The following is a 229-nucleotide window of genomic DNA, read 5'->3' on the forward strand; positions in this document are numbered from 1 at the left end:
CCTGACAGCGGTTGCCGGTGCGCGGGAGACAGGGTTGTTTCCGCTGTCCCGATATAGCCTGACCTGTAACAAATCAGGCTCTGCCAGAGTGATACCTTCTGTACCGCGCAGCTGTTCAATCAAAGACAAAGACTCACTGGCGCTTTGGCTTATGGCTACAGACCAGCAGGCTTGTTCGAGCTCAAACACCCTGGCAAAGCGTCGGCCGGAAAGCGCCTTCACCTGATCT

General features: G+C 55.9%; 1 protein-coding gene. It reads right to left on the minus strand.

The features are described from left to right. Positions 1-229: hypothetical protein (locus R0J87_RS25510; RefSeq protein ID WP_498889807.1), on the minus strand; the 229-nt coding region annotated here is incomplete at both ends.

It is taken from the genome of Halomonas sp. SIMBA_159 (genome assembly GCF_046536035.1).
Classification (GTDB): Bacteria; Pseudomonadota; Gammaproteobacteria; order Pseudomonadales; family Halomonadaceae; genus Vreelandella; species Vreelandella venusta_A.